This is a genomic window from Zhongshania sp. (genome assembly GCF_029212375.1).
Classification (GTDB): domain Bacteria; phylum Pseudomonadota; class Gammaproteobacteria; order Pseudomonadales; family Spongiibacteraceae; genus Spongiibacter.
In genome coordinates this window covers 1-16766 of sequence record NZ_JARGNU010000005.1, presented here as the reverse complement: position 1 = coordinate 16766, position 16766 = coordinate 1, and the positions used below count along the sequence as shown (strand labels likewise).

The 16766-nt window shown below is 47.8% G+C and carries 17 protein-coding genes; 12 read left to right on the top strand and 5 right to left on the bottom strand.

Translation table 11 applies throughout. The features are described from left to right. Positions 1-276: 276 nt before the first annotated feature. The gene (locus P1U47_RS06870; RefSeq protein ID WP_301027930.1) at positions 277-486 is read right to left on the bottom strand and encodes a hypothetical protein; all 210 of its coding nucleotides are present in this window, start codon (positions 484-486) and stop codon (positions 277-279) included. Positions 487-662: 176 nt separating this feature from the next. Here P1U47_RS06870 and P1U47_RS06865 point away from each other — a divergent pair, with 176 nt between their 5' ends. The 5 genes from P1U47_RS06865 (at position 663) to P1U47_RS06845 (ending at position 6940) form a co-directional block, all read left to right on the top strand. Beyond that, positions 663-1976, top strand: coding sequence for a hypothetical protein (locus P1U47_RS06865; protein ID WP_301027929.1), 1314 nt, complete (start codon positions 663-665; stop codon positions 1974-1976). A 301-nt stretch (positions 1977-2277) separates the two neighbouring features. Next, a complete protein-coding gene (locus P1U47_RS06860) occupies positions 2278-3309 on the top strand; it encodes a type IV toxin-antitoxin system AbiEi family antitoxin (protein WP_301027928.1) in 1032 nt (343 codons plus the stop codon). Beyond that, a complete protein-coding gene (locus P1U47_RS06855; RefSeq protein ID WP_301027927.1) occupies positions 3290-4144 on the top strand; it encodes a nucleotidyl transferase AbiEii/AbiGii toxin family protein in 855 nt (284 codons plus the stop codon). The genes P1U47_RS06860 and P1U47_RS06855 overlap by 20 nt, the downstream gene beginning before the upstream one ends. 76 nt (positions 4145-4220) lie before the next feature. After that, the gene (locus tag P1U47_RS06850) at positions 4221-4826 is read left to right on the top strand and encodes a HipA domain-containing protein (RefSeq protein ID WP_301027926.1); all 606 of its coding nucleotides are present in this window, start codon (positions 4221-4223) and stop codon (positions 4824-4826) included. Positions 4827-5506: 680 nt separating this feature from the next. Next, the gene (locus P1U47_RS06845; RefSeq protein WP_301027925.1) at positions 5507-6940 is read left to right on the top strand and encodes a coniferyl aldehyde dehydrogenase; all 1434 of its coding nucleotides are present in this window, start codon (positions 5507-5509) and stop codon (positions 6938-6940) included. 60 nt (positions 6941-7000) lie between these two features. On the opposite strand, the gene P1U47_RS06840 is transcribed toward P1U47_RS06845, so the two are convergent. Continuing rightward, complete coding sequence (locus P1U47_RS06840; protein WP_301027924.1) at positions 7001-7435, bottom strand: hypothetical protein; 435 nt, start codon at positions 7433-7435, stop codon at positions 7001-7003. A gap of 183 nt (positions 7436-7618) precedes the next feature. Here P1U47_RS06840 and P1U47_RS06835 point away from each other — a divergent pair, with 183 nt between their 5' ends. The 7 genes from P1U47_RS06835 (at position 7619) to P1U47_RS06805 (ending at position 14035) form a co-directional block, all read left to right on the top strand. Further along, positions 7619-7762: a DUF3096 domain-containing protein gene (locus tag P1U47_RS06835; RefSeq protein ID WP_301027922.1), complete on the top strand. Its 144-nt coding sequence runs from the start codon at positions 7619-7621 to the stop codon at positions 7760-7762. A gap of 483 nt (positions 7763-8245) precedes the next feature. After that, positions 8246-9118, top strand: coding sequence for a universal stress protein (locus P1U47_RS06830; RefSeq protein ID WP_301027921.1), 873 nt, complete (start codon positions 8246-8248; stop codon positions 9116-9118). Positions 9119-9796: 678 nt separating this feature from the next. Then, a complete protein-coding gene (locus tag P1U47_RS06825) occupies positions 9797-12394 on the top strand; it encodes a TonB-dependent receptor (protein WP_301027920.1) in 2598 nt (865 codons plus the stop codon). After that, positions 12394-12621, top strand: a complete 228-nt coding sequence (locus P1U47_RS06820) for a hypothetical protein (protein WP_301027919.1) — start codon at positions 12394-12396, stop codon at positions 12619-12621. Before P1U47_RS06825 ends, P1U47_RS06820 begins: the two co-directional genes overlap by 1 nt. A gap of 13 nt (positions 12622-12634) precedes the next feature. Beyond that, entirely contained in the window at positions 12635-12865 is a 231-nt protein-coding gene (locus P1U47_RS06815) for a hypothetical protein (RefSeq protein WP_301027918.1), read from the top strand. Further along, positions 12865-13299 (top strand): hypothetical protein, encoded by a 435-nt coding sequence (locus P1U47_RS06810; protein WP_301027917.1) that lies wholly within the window; start codon positions 12865-12867, stop codon positions 13297-13299. Before P1U47_RS06815 ends, P1U47_RS06810 begins: the two co-directional genes overlap by 1 nt. Beyond that, complete coding sequence (locus tag P1U47_RS06805) at positions 13283-14035, top strand: hypothetical protein (protein WP_301027916.1); 753 nt, start codon at positions 13283-13285, stop codon at positions 14033-14035. The genes P1U47_RS06810 and P1U47_RS06805 overlap by 17 nt, the downstream gene beginning before the upstream one ends. Before the next feature lie 17 nt (positions 14036-14052). Here P1U47_RS06805 and P1U47_RS06800 read toward each other — a convergent pair whose 3' ends face one another. The 3 genes from P1U47_RS06800 to P1U47_RS06790 all read right to left on the bottom strand — a co-directional run bounded on the left by P1U47_RS06800 (position 14053) and on the right by P1U47_RS06790 (position 16603). After that, a complete protein-coding gene (locus P1U47_RS06800; RefSeq protein ID WP_301027915.1) occupies positions 14053-14658 on the bottom strand; it encodes an SOS response-associated peptidase in 606 nt (201 codons plus the stop codon). A 124-nt stretch (positions 14659-14782) separates the two neighbouring features. After that, entirely contained in the window at positions 14783-15352 is a 570-nt protein-coding gene (locus tag P1U47_RS06795; RefSeq protein WP_301027914.1) for a hypothetical protein, read from the bottom strand. A gap of 432 nt (positions 15353-15784) precedes the next feature. Next, positions 15785-16603, bottom strand: a complete 819-nt coding sequence (locus P1U47_RS06790) for an alpha/beta hydrolase (protein ID WP_301027913.1) — start codon at positions 16601-16603, stop codon at positions 15785-15787. Positions 16604-16766 lie beyond the last annotated feature (163 nt).

Genomic DNA, 16766 nt, shown 5'->3' with positions numbered 1-16766 from the left:
ACCCAGCGCGCAATTAGACTCTGGTTATTGCTTTGGGCTGATATTGGCTTTTTTTGCCGTTTACGACACGCACGTAACTTATTGATTTTTATATGAGTATTTTCACTAGCGAAAAAACAAGATTTTCACTAATGACACAGACGACTGAAACGCCCGTATACCGGGGGATACGGGATCGCCTCTAATGACAATTACCGACATCAGAAACATTTAGAGGCTGGACAAGCCGAAACTTTAAGACCGGACTAGATACATTTTCTTCACTTGATTGGAGTATTAGAAAATGACGAAAAAGGAAGTCACTAGTAAAAAGGCTGCATCAGCAGCCTCCACGGTGCTGCGGAGCGCAAGCTCATCCAAAGCAGCAAAGTCTGCGGCTGGGTCTACATTAAGCCAAACAAAAGCCCCAAATAAAGTTACAAGCTCAAAAGCAAGTACAGCAGCCTCAAAAACACTACGATCTCCGGGAGCAAGTAAAGCGGCCAAATCCGCATCTGGCTCTGCGCTTACCCAAAGACCCGATAGGAAAAAATAGCGCGAAGCAAAGTGGCTTATTGCAATACCAGAGGCACTAAAGAGTTGAGCCCAACGAACACCTACCTTAAGCCGAAGCTATCTAGCTTCGGCTTTTTTATTACATTAAGAGGCGTCACAGTCCAGAAATGACTACAGACAATAAGACATTCTGTGGCGGAAGCCCCACATGGGCAAATGCTTGCGTGGGAGAAAATGGCCAGCCCAGCTACTGGGAGTATGCAAAGGGGTACTCTCAAGCCGCCAACCTCCTAATAGACATTGTACTCACCGATCAAAATTCAGAATATTCCGTAGATGAAATCATCTATCCTGTTTGCTTCAACATGCGACATTCAATTGAACTTCGCTTAAAAGGAGCGACATCAGAACTAGCATTAATTGAAAAGTTAAGGAGAACTCAATTTAGCTTTGACACTAATGGGTCACATGACATAGGAAATATATGGGACTTTTTCCGGACAAAATCGGAGTCAATTGACGATCGATACGTAGCCATCAACGCCCGTTTACAACCAATGATATATGACTTTGCACAAGTCGACCCCACAGGCCAGACCTTCCGCTACCCGACTGACATTGCCAGCCAGAAACACCTAGTTGAAGTAGCGATTATTAATTTCGTGAATTTAAAACAACGGTTCTCCACACTGGAATCCATATTGGATGAACTTCATCATCTAAACGACTATCTATGCGAAGAATATGGAACAAAAACGATTACAAATAACTTATCCAGAAAAAAAATATTCTTAATTGCCCGCATGCTACCTCATCACAACCAATGGAAAGACCCATTGTTTAGCACTCAAAGGGAGCAGATAAAATCGGTCTTCAATATCGGAAGCAATGAGCTTTCAGCCAGCATCAATATAATTAAGTTACACTTTGAATTTGCCCCCTTAATTGGAATATCACCACAACTACTTGGACTCAAAGATCAGGATATAATGGAGACCTTTCGAAATTGGCTAAAAATACATCCATTAGCGCACCAGGATAAGCCAAAAAAGATAGCTGAAAAAAACATTAGTGCCCACGACATGATTCCAGCTTGGATTAAAGATGCCGAAGATCAAAAAGTTATTTGGCAAGAGATCGAACCAATTCTAACTCCGGATATTCTAGCTGGACTCCAAGCTCTATTCTACCTAGACCCGACATACGACTTTTCGGAAAATTACTCTCGAATTTACGAAGGGCATTTACGGGAAAATATTGCATGCCTGAAGAGATCTCAAGACGAATTTCGAGCCAATTTTTTCCATGTGTTAGAAAAGACCAATTTCGCGCGCAACGTACTTAAATCATTATACTTCTTGAAAAAAAATGATACCGCGGAAATACTTGTCGCAACTTACAAGTTAGAAAACCATTTCCCGCAGCTCGATACTGCGCGGAGCGGGGCCTATTTTAAAAAGGCCGATTATCGTGGTTGCTAAAATAAAATAGTATGCACCATCCAATCCGACCTATATTTTATACTTTCCCAGTTCGGCATCACCTGCCCCATTAGCCGATAGAATCACTCGCTGTGATTATGCTCCGCGATATGGCAAAGCTCGGTGAGCGGTCGCCGTACAGGCGATTTAAAATAACGCGACGCCCCTAGGAATCTAGGGCCCCGTCACGCAAACAGCCACCGCAAATGAACAGCACCCCCCTTTGTTCAATATGAGCTATTGTTCACAAATTGTGAACATGATACATTAATGAACATCGTATTCAGCCACGTTAACAGAAATGAATAACGCACTTGATGAACAGCGCATAGTCGAGATCGCCATTGAACAGTTTCAGAATGAAACCGGTCTTAGGCTAGCATTTGATCCAATACCAGTAACAGATCAAGATGGCGACGGCGTACTGCACCTACTGGACACAGGTAAGAAGCTTAAGGTTGAGGTAAAAAAATGGGCTGCGAACGCAGCCGCCGGCAATTTAGTCGCAAAAATGCAGCAGATTGCTAAACTTGGCAACGGCGTTCTCATTGCCGATTATATAGATCCCCGTAAAGCCGAAAAGCTTAAAGAGGCGAAGGTTCAGTTTCTTGATACTGCGGGCAACGCCTATCTCAATCAGCCCCCTATTTACGTTTTTATTAACGGCAAAAAGCCGGCACCGCAAACAACAAATAAAAAGCCCAGTGGAAAAGCTTTTCAGCCGACCGGCATGAGAATCATCTATGCATTTCTCATCAATAAGGCGTTAGTTAACGCGCCCTATCGCGACATCGCAGAGCAGGCAGGCGTGGCGCTTGGCGCCGTCGGCATGGTCATCCGCGACTTGGTGGAACGAGGTCTGCTAGACGATAATAAGCAACTCAAACAACGCCAGCTACCAAATTACAATCAACTTTTAGACGAGTGGACCGAAGCCTACCCACAGAAATTACGGCCGAAGCAATTTTTAGGGAACTTCACGACCGACAATGATCATTGGTGGCAGACGCTAAATCCCCAAAAGTATGGCGCAGTGTGGGGCGGCGAAATAGCGGCGGCTGAGTATACTCACTACCTGACGCCGAAAGACGCTACCCTGTATATCCCGAAGGGGGCGATGAATCCTTTTTTAAAAGAGGCTCGTTTACGCCGAATTCATGCTTTTGAAGCACCACACATCAATATCGACCTTTTCGAGCCGTTCTGGAATTATGAAGACAAGACGCACGGTGATATGGCTCACCCCGTGCTGGTTTACGCGGACCTCATCGCAAGCGACGAGCCACGAAATATAGAAACGGCACAGAAACTACGTGATCAATACATTCGTTAACATTAGCGGCAAGCTACCGGCTGGTTTGGTAGAGCTTTACCAGACGATCTGCCGTGTTGCCGACGGCCTCGGCATACCTTTATTAGTCGTTGGCGCTATGGCGCGGGATTTGATTTTGGTGCACGGCTATGGCGCGAGAATTGAACGTGGTACTAGGGATGTCGATTTCGCTATTAACGTACCTAGCTGGGACGATTTCCATCGTTTAAAGGGTGAGCTGATTCAGGCCGGACTTAAAGAAGACCGCCAAATAGCACACCGATTAGTTTCCGACGACCACACCGGACTGCCGTGGGAAGTCGATATTATTCCTTTCGGAGAGGTCGCGAATAATAACCAGATTCATTGGCCGCCAAACAACGACATAGTAATGTCTGTATTAGGATTTGAGCAGGTCGAACAGCACGCAATACGAGCACAAATCAGTGAGCAACCCCAAATAATACTTACCGTCGCCTCACCCGCAGGGATTGTGCTATTAAAACTTATAGCGTGGCTAGAGCGCGATCCCGTAAAACAGAAAAAGGATGCTGCCGATATAAATTACATATTCGACGCGTATCGAAAAATCCCAGAAATTTACAGCGCCCTTTTTGAAGAAGGTGACATGGAATCTGCGGCTCATGATGAATCACTCGCAACGGCTATAAAACTTGGTAGAGACGTGGCTGCGATAGCCACTAAAAAATCGAGCGCTCACTTATACAAGGAGCTATTCGACCGACCAGAGCGACTCAAGCAGCTCATAAAGCAAATGCCTGGCTACGGCTTTAGTAAACCCAATGATTTGCTGGCTATGTTCATTAAGTCTTTTCGACACAACAGCAACACATAAGCGGGTAGCGCTTTCGCCCAGCACGGCAGCAGCAAAACATTTGGATCTTTTCCTACTATAGAATAGTCGTGACAATATGCTAGCCTGTCTTAAGATGGCAAAAGCGGCGGGAATTAATGTGCATGGCGGCGAACTGGTTGAGGATATAACCGGCCGTGATGTGCTGTTGTTGCAACGCTTTGATATTTCTGAATCACATCGGCGCCATCTTATTTCTATAAACGGTTTACGTAAGGACGCTTACCAGCGGGACGACGCGGGTGTATTTCGTTATGACGACGTTCATAAGCTACTGCAATCACACAGTGTCGATTTTCGCGAGGATGCCGAGCAGCTGTTGCGACAAATGCTGTTTAATCGAGCGATCAATAATACCGGCGATCACGAGCGCAATTTTTCAATGATCAATGATGGCAGCGGTTATCGCTTATCACCCGCATACGACTTAGTGCCCAGCCTAACAACCGGCGCATATCATATTGCTGGTTATCAATTCTCGCCTTATCCGCCAAAACCCAGCGAGATCATTAAGCAAGGAAAAGTATTCGGTTTAGACAAAACCACGGTAAAAAACATAGCTGAACAGATTATGGATGCCATTCAGCAGTGGGAAAATTTCGCGGCAGAGTGCAAAGTCGGCGATTCAGATTACTCTGCAATAAAAGGCCTACTTTCGATATAAAATATACCCACTACTTTGACGCCGCTCAGCAGTTTCCCCATTTTCGTTTAATGCCCTGGGGGCCAATAGGGCTTGCAGCTGACGGATCATAGCCAGTTTTAGAACTGGAAAAAAGTTATATTTAACAGTATGTTAGCAAATATATTGCTTTCCAAGTGTCATAAATAGTGATTTTAGCTTGGCAATAAACCGCTAACTCATTGATTTTGTTAGCACGGAGCAAGACGTCAACTGTCAACTTACACCGTTCATGACTAAACAGTTCGTCACTTAACGCTCGATCGCCAGTTCGCTCTAGAGAGAAAATATTCTAAACAGTAAAAAAGGCCGCTAATTAGCGGCCTTTTTTACTTAAGCATCAATATATTATCAATAAAGTGAAGGCATGCATTTACCGCCCACCGCTATTGGTGAAAACCCGTGACATTTGCGGCCGGAGTAAAAGCGCCCAAATGTAGTGGGCCTATTTTTAAAGCTCCCCTAAGCAGACGCCTCACATTCAGCCAAGGTCCACTCCCGCCTCGCGTTTGCCCGCCCCGCCACCGCTGCCGCCGGATGCCCGCTATGCGTTTATTATTTGAGCGATTCGGCATAGGATGGCAAGTTACCTAATAAAGTACGCAGGCCGCTCATTACGAAAGCGGCTGACCTATATAGACAATTACAGCATAGGGGGCACAATGAACAACTTGGCGGAAGCTCAACCTATCCAGCAAAAATCACGTATTGCACAGGTTTTCGATACCCAGCGCGCGGCGTCACGGCGCAGCCCCTATCCAAGCGTGCAGGAACGAATTCAACATCTCGATAGACTCGCTGCACTGCTGGAAAAAAATCAAGACGCGATTGCCGAGGCGATTTCGATTGATTTTGGCAACCGCCCCAGTCAAGAGTCTAAGGTGCTAGAAATTTTTAGCCTGATCAGCGGCTGTAATTACACGCGCAAGCGCCTAAAAAAATGGATGAAGCCCCAGAAGCGTCACGTTGGACTGGCGTTCTTCGGCGCAAAAAATACCGTTATTCCGCAGCCTAAAGGCGTTATCGGTATTGTTACCCCTTGGAATTACCCGCTGTTCCTTGCGCTGAGTCCTGCGATTAGTGCGCTGGCCGCGGGAAATCGCTGCATTATTAAAATGGCGTCGAACTCGCAAACCTTAGCGAGACTAATGGAGACATTAATTAGCGCCGAATTTGACGAAAACGTGCTGGCGGTTGTGGCGGGAGTTTCGGCCCACGAGTTTACCCACCTGCCCTGGGATCACTTGGTTTTCACTGGCTCAGCAGCCACTGCGAAAACCGTTATGGAAACCGCCGCTAAATACCTGACGCCGGTCACCCTTGAACTGGGCGGTAAATCACCCACTATAGTTGCCGACGATTTTGATATTAAGCTGGCTGCCGAGCGCCTTTTGTACGGCAAGTTTTTGAACGCTGGGCAGACCTGCGTAGCGCCAGACTATGTGTTTATTCCTCGCCACAAGGTTGGCGCCTTTATTGATGCCGCGAAAACAGTGGTCAAGCAGCGTTACCCAAACCTGAGCAGCGCCGACTACACATCTATTATTGACGAAAAGGCCTATCAGCGACTGAATAAGACCCTGGAAGACGCCACGAGTAAAGGTGCCCGCGCCGTCAATCTGATAGACCACACCACCAACAACGACGCCCTGCGCAAGCTAGCACCTCACCTAGTGTGCGATGTTAATTCCGACATGATGATTATGCAGGACGAGATTTTTGGGCCGCTGCTGCCCATTAAGCCCTACGACAAGATCGAAGAGGTAATTGAATACATCAACGCGAACGAGCGCCCATTAGCACTCTATTTATACAGCAACAAAAAGGCAGTTCAAGAACAGGTCATCTACAACACCCTGTCTGGCGGCATGTGCATCAATGACAGCGTTGTGCACGTCGCGCAGCACGACATGCCATTTGGTGGTGTAGGTAATAGCGGCATGGGCCATTACCACGGCCACGAGGGCTTTATTGAGTTTTCAAAAATGCGGCCAATCTTTAAACAGGGGCCAATGAGTGCGCTGCTCATGATGGCACCACCCTACGGCGCTACTTTCGACAAAATGTATAAGCTGATGCTGAAATTTAAACTCTAATTAAAACAACGCTGTTAGCGGCCCCAGCAGAAAATCGGGGCGCTAGCAGCAGCCAGAATTTCACTTGGCTTGCGCTGCGTACAAGTTTTCAAACTCATCTATACCTAGCGTAGCAATGATATTGTGTTGCGCGTCCAGTATTTCATACATGGTGCCGCTGGTTCCTCGTATGCTGAACAATATAATGACGTCTTGATCGCCACCCCCTTCCTGATGAGGCTCATCGCTGGCGGGGCTTACCGTGTAACGCCCAGTCGGGCGAGTTTCGGTAAGGCGGCCATCTGCACTATAAATTCGGTGTTCACCTTGAACAACAAACATATGATTCAAGGCAACGTGCCGATGTAGCGCGATTTTCTGGTTGGCCGAGAATTTAAACAACACGTCAACAATAAGTCGCTTTCGATCTACATTGAGAATCAGGTAGTTAAGATGATCAAAACCCGCAAGCTGGTTCCAAGATAGTTGTTGATCATTAAAGTTATAATTATTCATAACGCATCCTTAGCGGCTTGATTGAGTATTTATTGCTAATTACAGCACCGAACAGCAAGCGATAAAATACAACGAACGTGCTACTTTAGTAGCGGACATCTTGCTCGAGAAAAATTAGATTTGAACTCAACAAGCGGTTCTATATCGAATTCTTAAGCAATCGCTAACATCACGGGACTTACAATGACAATCACCTTAGACATCATTCCGATTATATCCATTGCCGCCGGCGTTGCGATCTTGATCAGGCCGCGCTTGCTTAACTATATTGTTGCCGGCTATTTAATTGCGATTGGCTTAATCGACGTATTGAATCTACATATTTAATTGGTAACGAGATAGATGGCTTAGAACTGGCACACAGCCATTTACGCCCGCAATTCAAAACGCGGGAAAGTTTGGGGATTTCCATTGATTTATACCCGCGTTTTTCCACAAGCCAAGGAGTATGGAATAGACAAGCACTGCCGTTCCGTACTAGAGCAGTGCATTTCAGTAAAATAGATACACCACCACGGTCATCATCAGCCGTTAAATTTGTCTCCCACACTGCACAACGGCTTAGGCGTTAAAGGGCCGATCTTTGCGCTTGAACGCTATTATTTCTGAAAATTAGCCCAACCCTTGGTATTTTGCCTCGGCTTATACGGATAGACCAGATAATGGACTACAGTTACTTTAGCCAGTTGCACAAAATGTGCTGCCGCGAGCTTAAACGCTCTGCGAGCTGTGAATGTAGTGGCATCGCGATAATGGACTAGATAATATAGCTTTAATGCCATAATAAAATCATTAGGAGTAAGTAGAAGAATGGAAAACCTCACTGTAATAGCTGACATTCAAGGCGGCAAAAATACCGCGCTTAAACGGGCTCTGCAGATTCAGAGCCGCACCGGCTGTCATATTACCTTGCTCGGTTTTTGCTACGCCTCGGTTAATGATAGTGATTCCAATAATGACGCCGACAAGGTAAAGGCGCTGTTAATAGCGAAGCGCAATAAGGAATTGAGTGCGATTGTGAGCGAGTTTGAGGTAGTCGCCGAGCTTATTACCACCGAAGTTATCTGGAGCAAGGACATTGCCAGCGAGTTGGTGGCCCGAGGAAAAGCCAATAGCACAGACTTAATTATAAAGTCTGCCCACAAAACTGGGTCGTGGTTCCATACCTCAACAGATTGGCAATTGATTCGCGAGGCCAATGCTCCGGTGATGATCACTGCCGGAAAAACGTGGAAAAAGAAATCTCGATTACTCGCGACCATAGACTTTGCGACCAAGGAAAAATCAAAACAGCGACTCAACAGCAAAATTATTGAGAACGCAAAGTCCCTCGCTGGGCCGCTGGGTAATGATGTTATTCACCTAGCATTTGCACTTACAGCACCACAAGCATTAATAGATCTCGATTTAATTAACGCTAAGAAGTACCTCGCCGATAAACGAAAGCGTCTGCAGCCTGTAATTGATGCGTTCTGCGAGCAACATGGTTTGAACAAAGAGAATGTTCATATAAAACAAGGCGAACCCGAACGGGTCATACCAAGCATTGCTAATGACCTGAAAGCTGACTTAACAATTGTCGGCACCGTTGGCCGCAAAGGAATTAAAGGAAAACTGATTGGTAATACCGCCGAGGGCATACTAAGTCGTCTGTATACTGACATTCTGACGATAAGACCCTAACAATAGCGGGCATATATGTAGATTTTAAATCTCAACTCATTTGGAGCCTCGTTGATGATAGCGCTCCAAATGAGCAGCCATAAATTTCTACTTTTCATTAATACTTAACAACGCCATATAGACAGCACGCCCCTTGCCCCGCATCTAATAAAAGCTGAATTTACAGCGGCAATTGTAGCCTCCGGCCATACGTACTCTTTACCTATGCGCCAAGAGCGGTTATTACCACTAGAATTCCGATTGCGCTTTTTACCTAACTCCACAGTAATAACCAGCTAATCTGACTTTGCCACACCAGCGATACGCGCAATGTATTTACGTAAAGTAATCGCTAAGGTGTTAAGCATTTTTTTATCTGTTACATAGACGGCATCCGGCGAAATTGTCCGATCAATCACGCAAATGAGTGACTGTGCAGGCCATTGATAATGACCCAATTAATTCATTATCTACAAGCTGACAGGCATCAGCTTGTGGTTCCAACACGGAAACGAATAGCCCACAACAACCGAGATTTTACCCTCACTTCCTCTGCCAAGCTAAATGACAATAGTACCAACACCCGGCTTGTGAATGCCGAAATCTGCCCTATATTGAGAAGAAGGCGATAGAGAGCGCTTGCAGTCAAAGCCTTCTGTTTGCCAAATTCAAATAATAATCATAATGGGGAATGCATCTATGTCCTATGTCGAAAAGCTAAAACTGCCGCTTGGGCTCTGCCTGTTATCACTGACGGCGAGTGATATCTACGCACAAAGCAACACATCAGAAAAGAAGCTGGAGATAGAAGAGGTGGTGGTACTCGGGTCTCGCAAACCAGGGCGAACCGCCGTGGACATGCCGGTGCCGGTAGACTCTTTAGGCGCAGACACGCTTCGCCAAACTGGCCAAACTGAAGTGGGCAGAATGCTCCAGTCGGTTGCGCCGTCATTTAACTTTTCCAGCTCGTCGATCAGCGACGGCACCGATGCGCTTAGACCCGCCACATTACGCGGCCTAGGGCCAGATCAAACCCTAGTGCTAATAAACGGCAAGCGCCGACACACCAGCGCCCTAATTCACGTTAACACCTCGGTTGGGCGCGGCACCTCTGGTGTCGACATGAATGCAGTGCCAGGCGCCGCCATAAAACGGATTGAAGTGCTGCGCGATGGCGCGGCCGCACAGTATGGCTCAGACGCAATTGCCGGTGTAATCAATATTGTACTCAGCGATGAACCCGAAGCGGGCCGAATTGGCGTTTCTTATGGCGAGTACTCAGAGGGCGATGGCGAGACCTACAATATCGACCTATCCAAAGGCTTTCCCCTGGGCGATCGCGGCTTTGTAAATGCAACCTTGAATTTTCGTGACCGCGCGTCGACCAACCGCGCCGGTCTCAGTGGCCAATGTCAGTATTTAGCCGGTTGCGATGCCTTAAATGACGGCGCTGGCAGTGCGGATCCAGACGGTATTGACGAAGCCGCTGATCCACGGGAAGCGACCTTCCCACGCCAGAATTTTAGAATTGGTGATGCCGAGTCGCAGCAATTAGCCGTGATACTTAACTCCGCCTATCAGCTGGAGTCCGGCGAACTCTATGGCTTTGTTACCTATTCCGACCGCGAAAGCACCTCGGCGGGCTTCTATCGCCGCGCCAATCAAACCGATAACAACCCTACGCTAGCAGATGGCGAAGCCTTTGCACCCAATGGCTTTCTCCCGCTGATTAACACCCAAATTGATGATTTTTCGGCAAGCCTAGGCTATCGCCAAGAATTTGCCGATGACTTAACAATGGACCTGTCTTACACCGTAGGCTGGAACGACTTTGCCTTTTTTATTAGCAACTCCGTAAATGCCTCTTACGTTAATGACTTGCGCTATGGGCAGGGCCTGAGCGATGCCGATATTCGCGCGCGGGCGTCGCGCTCTGCCGACGCTGGCGAGCTTAGCCTTGGCTTGCAAACCATCAATCTCGACTTCACTCAATCACTTGGAGCGTGGAGCGTAGCCTGGGGCGCCGAGTTGCGCCGCGATGATTATGAGATTACCGCCGGTGATAAGTACTCTTATTATGACTACGACACCGATGCCAGCGGCGCGTCTATGTACACCGCCGATGCGGCTGCCGGCATACAGGTTTTTCCGGGCTTTCAGCCTGGCAATGAACTAGATGAAAGCCGCGACGTATGGTCATTGTATGCCGATACCGAATACGAAATTTCTGAGGCGTGGCTGGCCAGCGGTGCGCTGCGCTACGATGATTACGCCGATTTTGGTGGCACCCTTAATTTTAAACTCGCCAGCAGCTTTCGGGTAACCGACAGGGTGAGCGTGAGGGGCGCCGTAAGTACCGGTTTTCGGGCGCCGTCTATGCAGCAGCAGTACTTCAATAATATTAGTACTCAGTTTGTATCTGACGGCATGGGCGGACTCTCTGCGCAGGAGCGCGGCACCTTTCGTAACGACAGTGCAGTGGCCAAGGCCATTGGTATTCCAGAGCTTAAAGAGGAAGAGTCGGTTAACCTGAGTGCAGGCTTTGTGCTGGAGCCCATCGACAGCTGGACAATCACTGTTGATGCCTACCAAATTGATATAAAAGACCGGATCGTACTTAGCGGTGGCTTAACTTCGTCGCTGGGCGATCAGAACTTAACTGCGGCGCTAGCCGCCGCGGGTGCCAGCAGCGCGCAGTTTTTCCTCAATGGTGCCGACACTGAAACCAGCGGTGTGGATATTGTTAGTACTTACACCATGGCGGCCGGCGCTGGCGATTTAGCCATTTCATTTGCCGCCAACTTTACTGAAACCGACGTAACCGAGATATTTGCCGGCGGCGGTCTTTCTACGCTCGACCCCTCAGATGTATTTAGTCCGCAGGATATATCGATTATTGAAGAGTGGCAGCCAAAGGATCGTATAAACCTCAGCTTCAATTATTCCTTAGAGCGCTTCACCGCAGTACTCGCCTTTAATCGCTATGGTGAATACACCGTGTGCGAAGGGACCTGCGACAACGCATCAAATCGGCAAACCTTTGGCGCGAAGGTGCTTACCGACGTTAATTTAAGTTACCGCCTGCAAGAAGATGTAACGCTTAACTTCGGTGGTAACAATATTTTTGACGAGACACCAGACCAAAACAGAATTGGGCAAAGCCGAGCTGGCACTATCGCCGACAGCAATGGCAATGTCTTTGTTGATTCACCTGGGGTATTCCAGTACTCGCGACGCTCCGCCCCATTCGGCTTTAATGGCGCGTACTTCTTTGCCGGTGTCGTTTATGACTTTTAGTGACTGACAGAACTACCGACAGTCGCCGATGGCGCAAAGGCAGTAAAAAAGGCGAACTGAGCTCAGTTCGCCTTTTTATATTCACCACTCTAGACCAAGACTTAGACTCAGCGTGCATAGGTTTCCACAGCAGCACCCAGCCCTTTCAAACCCCCATTACGTACTGCTGGTCGCTAAGCCCACGTCAGCGAGCTAGAATGCAGGAACACACTAGCAAAGACGAGTAAGACCTAAAAGCCCATGATTAGCCAAGCCAAAGAAAAACTCATTGCCAAATACCGCGCGCGTATTCGTGAAGGCGCCATTGCCAACGCCAAGAAACAACTGGCACTAAAAGGCATTGCACCAGGCGAATTAGGTGCAGAAGAGCTTGAGATTCTGGTCTACGATGAAGAGGTAAAACTGCGGGGCAAGCTCAAGAACTACAGCCTTGCCGCACTCATTGCCGCGCTAACATTGGGTAACTTTTAATGTTGATTCCTCTATTGCGCAGCGGCGTGCTGTATATGATATGGCGACGCCACATTAGGCAGCGCGCACTCGGTATAATTGTTACGGTGTTAATGGTTTTAGCGGTGAATTTAATTCATTCAGAAGCCGTAGCATTTTTTAAAGCGACGGAGAGACTCGATTTAACACCACTGGCCTTTTATTTCCGTTGGCTGGGCTGGCTAACGGCGGGCATTGCTTATCTGTGGTTTGTAGAACGCAAAATCATTAGAGCCGGTAGCGCGGCCCGCGGCGAGAAAGACCGTTTGGGCAAGGCGCCGCGCTCACCCGTTAAACCTACGCCGAGCAAGCCAGTGGAGCAGCACGACGGCTTCGACGCCCTACGCCACAACGCACCGCTGCGCTCCCGTGCCGAACTTATGTTGGAACGGAAAAAACGTGACAAAGCAAACTGAGCTTAAGAGCTTAATCGCAGACTGGGACGAACGCGACAAAATTATTTTGGCTATTCTCTGTGACCTAGACGAAGGCGTCACCACTGCGGATGTCATCAGCGAACAAATACGCTGGCTTTACAACTCCCGCACTAGGCACAGCATTAAACGCAATTTCAAGCGTGTAATACGGCAAGACACGAGTAAAGACATGCCCTGCCCGACTTACGAGGCGTTATTGGCAGGCGCCGCGAAAAAGCTCGGCATCCACAAGCACTGTACATCTGTAGACGACTACGAGCGCTACATCCCCCAGGCCGTTATCGTCGCCGCATTAGCAAAAATGAACCCGCCGCAAAGAGACCGCTTTTTTACTGAAGAGTTTAATGCGACTCCCATGTGGGATGCAGCAGGCATCAAAAGCCGCGAGATTGGCGGCCTGCGCACGGCGGCGAGTGTATTAGCACTGGCCAATGCATCTGGCTATGCGGTGTATGCCGGCGCCACCACGGCACTCGGCTTTGCCACTCACGCGGTAGGTATCACCTTGCCCTACGCCGCCTACACCGGCTTATCGGCCACAATCGCCCAGCTTATCGGCCCACCAGGCTGGCTTGTGCTGGCGACCTATGGATTTTTTAAAGTAACGGGAACTGATTGGAATAAATTAATGCCGGTACTGTTAACCATTATCGCCACCAAGCACCGGCATGAAATTTTGACTCATCACCACCAGCAACACTCAAACGGATCGTAAAACAACACCGCTGCGCATTAACATTCTTTAGGGCTAGTGACTACGTTAGCCAGTAACGCCGACGTCCCTCTGGCCCCCAGCAATTGGCCAGCCACTTCGGCTGAGCCCTGTAACCACTGTTCAATGTATTCTGGGTCTATTAGCAATGGGGTTCGCGAATGCACCCAAGCGATGTCGCTTGCCGCAGCGGTGGTGATAATTGTAAAAGTGTCGAGATCCAGTTCGCCCTGTTGCCAAGTTTCCCACAGTCCGCCAAAGAGGATTGCGCTGCCATCTTGGCGAGCAAGGCGGTGACATTGCTTTTTGCCATCAACCACTGGCCATTCGAAGTAAGCGGAGGCAGGGATGATACAACGTTGGGATCGACGCCAAGCGTCGCGAAAGCTCGGCTTTTCAGTAAGCGATTCAGAACGCGCATTAAACGTCGCGAACTTTAATTTTGGGTCTTTTGACCAGCGTGGGATAAGCGACCATTTGCGGAGTGTATAGCCTTGAGCATCAATCGTTGCGGCCATGTCTGTCGGGCGGATATTTATTCTACTTACCTGATTAGCTGGCCATTCGCGCAACAAAGCTGCCCATTGGTGCATTGCTAAGCCATGCTGTTCAAATACACCACACATTCCGTAGCCTCTGCCCTTTTCATTTGAGAAATTTTCATTGAAACCTAAGAGCACTATACAGGCAAAGCGTAGTTTTTTTACACAAGCTAGGCTAGGCAATTCCCCACCGCATACCGCGCTTAATTTACGGTTCGCGCCACCGCCCCAAACCCATGCCGTCAACAAATACCTCGACACTTTTTTCGCGGTTACTGAGTAGTAGCGAGCGAAGTCGTTTACCCTCAGCGCTAGCAAAATAGCTTGGCGACATTAACGCCACTGCGTGGCCTTTTTCTTTAAACGTGTACGCTATTTCTATTTTTTTACCCAAAGACGGCAATAGTGGCTTAACACCAGTCTCACTACTCACAACTCCGTCTATCTCACCGCGATATAAAGCAAGAATTGCCAAGACATGATTTGTGTAATACACCACAGACTTATCATCAGCTATTGGAATATCGCCAGCTCTAACACCTTGAATAAGAGCCAAAGATTTAACGTCGTTTAGGCTAGTACCTGAGCGCACATACATATTGATGGATTGATCGGTCATGGCAATAAGCCGATAACCGCAGCTATGTTCAAAATTTTGCATGTCACGGTTGTAGCTGCCTAATACAAGGTCATTACGTTCAATATCACACCCTGACTTGAGCACACTTACATCGTTACCATACGCAATACTGTAGGAACTGCCCAAGCTTTGAAACATATCTTCAAAAAAGGGCCTTAAATAATTTTGAGTGATCTCAACGCCATATATAGACAATGCCCAAACATTGACTGTCTTAGAATTTATATCAGCATGCAATAAGCAGCTAGAAAGGAAAAGCACTAGCACAGCGACTCGAGCTAACAGTTGTTTTAGTAGGTACCGGCTTAACTCCAATAATATCAACTAAATTGCCACCTTTTTGGTTCTAGTACCTGTTTTATGAGGCATTATCCCGTTACACAACAATTAGAGGATGGCGCCCACTTAACATCAGTACAAATTAGCTCCCTATTATTATCATAACTATCTGTAAGAATGTATTGTGCGAAATACTTACATGGTGAACGCACGACGCAGAAGCCTAATCAAAAATATTTGAAGTGTGATTAGTACTCGCCATACAGCAAGTAGGGGCTCTAAGCCCAGCTGTCAAAACTCTTCTTTGGATTGCTCAGATATGAACTGTACACCTCGCTGCTCGGCCTCAGAAGCCAATGCATAGGTGGCAATATGACCAAGAAATTTAACGGTATAAGTCGTAGCTAGAACGCCTTTTGCGTCTAAGGCTGCTTTCATCATTGCCATTTGTTCAGGTTCAACAAGTGCGTCCCACTGCCCATGATATAGGAATACCGGCGGCGATTGGCGAGTAACATGATTGACTGGCGAGGCCTCTTGCCACTCTGCCCGCGCGTCTACCAAGGGCTTTCCTATTAATTTCAATACAAGTGGCGAGTTGGGCCACGCGGTGAGGTCTGCCGGCGTGCCACCAGCCACTATACTGTTGAGATAGGGTGGCCTCTGGCGATCTAAGCCCGCCAGCAGAATTAAATGAGCCCCCGCCGAGTAGCCCCAACCCGAAATACGCTTGGGGTCTATCTGATATTTTTCTGCATTCGTGTAAAGCCATTCTAGCGCCGCAGATACGTCCTCTACTTGAGCTGGGTGCCGATCTTGGGGAGCTAGGCGATAAGTAATGTTGAACACCACAAAGCCGCCCTTGGCCAGCCGCTTACTAATACCGGCCATATCGCCACTACGATTAGTCCAGCCGCCGCCATGAACGACCACCACCGCAGGCCTTAGACCGGTTGATTCAGGGCTGTACATATCCCCCGCTAAAGGCTGGGAGTCGATAGTTTTATAAACTACATTTTGGATTAATGAATACGCTTCGCCGGAACGCGCTTTTATTCCCGCACAGGCGACGACAAAGAAGATCGCTAAAATAATAATTAAAAATTTCATAGTTTAATTGTCACTGAAACTAGGTGGAGAGTTAAATGGGTTTTACGTACTTCTCGGCATCATAGATTTTAATCGAGGCGCTTGGGAGACGCTTGACGGGAGACGTCAGCAGATGACTGCTGCTAGGTTTTGGTTTTATCTTTTGCGTTCACCGTCTCCCGTC

Coding starts and splice junctions, on each gene's coding strand:
- P1U47_RS06800 (WP_301027915.1), bottom strand. CDS start 14,658: ATGTGTGGTGTATTTGAACAGCATGGCTTAGCAATGCACCAATGGGCA.
- P1U47_RS06795 (WP_301027914.1), bottom strand. CDS start 15,352: ATGTTTCAAAGCTTGGGCAGTTCCTACAGTATTGCGTATGGTAACGAT.
- P1U47_RS06850 (WP_301027926.1), top strand. CDS start 4,221: ATGCTAGCCTGTCTTAAGATGGCAAAAGCGGCGGGAATTAATGTGCAT.
- P1U47_RS06845 (WP_301027925.1), top strand. CDS start 5,507: ATGAACAACTTGGCGGAAGCTCAACCTATCCAGCAAAAATCACGTATT.
- P1U47_RS06810 (WP_301027917.1), top strand. CDS start 12,865: ATGTTGATTCCTCTATTGCGCAGCGGCGTGCTGTATATGATATGGCGA.
- P1U47_RS06835 (WP_301027922.1), top strand. CDS start 7,619: ATGACAATCACCTTAGACATCATTCCGATTATATCCATTGCCGCCGGC.
- P1U47_RS06815 (WP_301027918.1), top strand. CDS start 12,635: ATGATTAGCCAAGCCAAAGAAAAACTCATTGCCAAATACCGCGCGCGT.
- P1U47_RS06830 (WP_301027921.1), top strand. CDS start 8,246: ATGGAAAACCTCACTGTAATAGCTGACATTCAAGGCGGCAAAAATACC.
- P1U47_RS06840 (WP_301027924.1), bottom strand. CDS start 7,435: ATGAATAATTATAACTTTAATGATCAACAACTATCTTGGAACCAGCTT.
- P1U47_RS06825 (WP_301027920.1), top strand. CDS start 9,797: ATGTCCTATGTCGAAAAGCTAAAACTGCCGCTTGGGCTCTGCCTGTTA.
- P1U47_RS06865 (WP_301027929.1), top strand. CDS start 663: ATGACTACAGACAATAAGACATTCTGTGGCGGAAGCCCCACATGGGCA.
- P1U47_RS06860 (WP_301027928.1), top strand. CDS start 2,278: ATGAATAACGCACTTGATGAACAGCGCATAGTCGAGATCGCCATTGAA.
- P1U47_RS06790 (WP_301027913.1), bottom strand. CDS start 16,603: ATGAAATTTTTAATTATTATTTTAGCGATCTTCTTTGTCGTCGCCTGT.